Origin of the sequence: Dolichospermum sp. LEGE 00246 (genome assembly GCF_015207865.1) — a bacterium.
GTDB lineage: Bacteria > Cyanobacteriota > Cyanobacteriia > Cyanobacteriales > Nostocaceae > Dolichospermum > Dolichospermum heterosporum.
The window spans coordinates 1-1,604 of record NZ_JADEWA010000715.1; the positions used below are offsets into that span (position 1 = coordinate 1).

The window sequence follows — 1,604 nt, forward strand, 5'->3', positions numbered from 1 at the left end:
ATTTTCTATAATTTAAGCTTATCATACAGCCATTATGAATAATATATCTGATAAATAGCATCTAGGATAAAACTAATAGCATATTATTAGATTATGATTGTGCGATCGCAAAGTGCTGCTGCAAGCAGTTCGCTCTTTTGGCACACAAACCCTAAATCTAGCCAGATTACCAGCTTGGACAATTGAAGATGGTATCATATATTCTCGTTTTGCTGGATTACGCGCGAGGAAATAAGTGAAAGTTTTAGTTATCGGGAATGGGGGACGGGAACACGCTCTAGCGTGGAAACTGCTGCAATCTGATCAAATCGAGCAAGTTGTCTGTGTACCAGGTAATGGTGGTACTGCAACTATGCCCGGTTGTAAAAACTTGCCCTTAGCAGTGGATGATTTTGCAGGTATTAGCCAATATGCGGTAAATAATGATATTCCTCTAGTAATTATTGGACCAGAAGTACCTTTAGCTCAGGGAATTACTGATTATTTGCAAAATCAAGGCTTAATGGTATTTGGTCCAAATAAGGAAGGGGCGCAAATAGAAGCAAGTAAAGCCTGGGCTAAAGCATTAATGACAGAAGCCGGAGTTCCCACAGCTAAATCTGCGGTATTTACAGAAGCAGCCCCAGCAAAAGCTTACATTCAATCCGCAGGTGCGCCCATTGTGATTAAAGCCGATGGTTTAGCGGCTGGTAAAGGTGTCACAGTTGCTGAAACCATTGCCCAAGCTGAAGCAGCAATTGAGGCAATTTTTCAAGGACAATTTGGATCTGCTGGTAGTTCCGTCGTCATTGAAGAATGTTTAGTCGGGCAAGAAGTATCTATTTTAGCTTTCACCGATGGTTTAACCATTCGTCCATTATTACCTGCTCAAGATCATAAGCGTGTTGGTGAAGGTGATACAGGAGACAATACTGGAGGCATGGGTGCTTATGCTCCTGCGCCAATTGCGACACCGGAGTTAATGGCACGGGTACAAACAGAAGTATTAGAAAGAACTATTCACGCCTTACAAAGTAGGGGCATTGACTACCGAGGCATTTTGTATGCGGGGTTAATGATTTCACCAGATGGGGATTTTCGGGTTTTAGAATTTAACTGTCGCTTTGGTGATCCAGAAACCCAAGTGATTTTACCAATGCTAGAAACACCTTTGGAAGACTTAATCTTGGCTTGTGTAGAACAGCGGTTAGGAGATATGCCGCCGATTGCTTGGAAACAAGGGGCTGCGGCGACGGTGGTGGCTGCTTCTGGTGGTTATCCGGGAGAGTATATTAAGGGTAAGGTAATTACTGGTTTTGCCGCAGCCCAAACCGCCGGGGCGACGGTTTTTCACGCGGGGACAAGGTTAAATGCCGTCCAGGAAGTTGTGACAGATGGCGGTAGGGTGTTAAATGTCACTGGCTTGGGTGAGGATTTTCAAGCAGCTTTAGCTCAAGCCTATGCAGGTATAAGGAGCATTCAATTTGATGAAATGTATTATCGCCGAGATATTGGTTATCGGGTTTTAGGCTGATTTTTGGGTACTTGAATTAGATTTTTTGCTCTCGCAGAGGCGCAGAGGAATCTTCAATAAACCCTGCCCCCTGCCCCCTGCCCCCTTGCTC

Annotated in this window: 2 protein-coding genes; both read left to right on the forward strand. The window is 44.3% G+C overall.

What is annotated here, in order from left to right; translation table 11 throughout:
* Positions 1 to 97 precede the first annotated feature (97 nt).
* Positions 98 to 235 (forward strand): hypothetical protein, encoded by a 138-nt coding sequence (locus tag IQ228_RS25855; protein WP_160289997.1) that lies wholly within the window; start codon positions 98 to 100, stop codon positions 233 to 235.
* Positions 236 to 1,513 carry a phosphoribosylamine--glycine ligase gene (gene purD / locus IQ228_RS25860; protein ID WP_193964982.1) on the forward strand — a complete coding sequence of 426 codons (1,278 nt, stop codon included), beginning with the start codon at positions 236 to 238 and terminating at the stop codon, positions 1,511 to 1,513.
* Positions 1,514 to 1,604 lie beyond the last annotated feature (91 nt).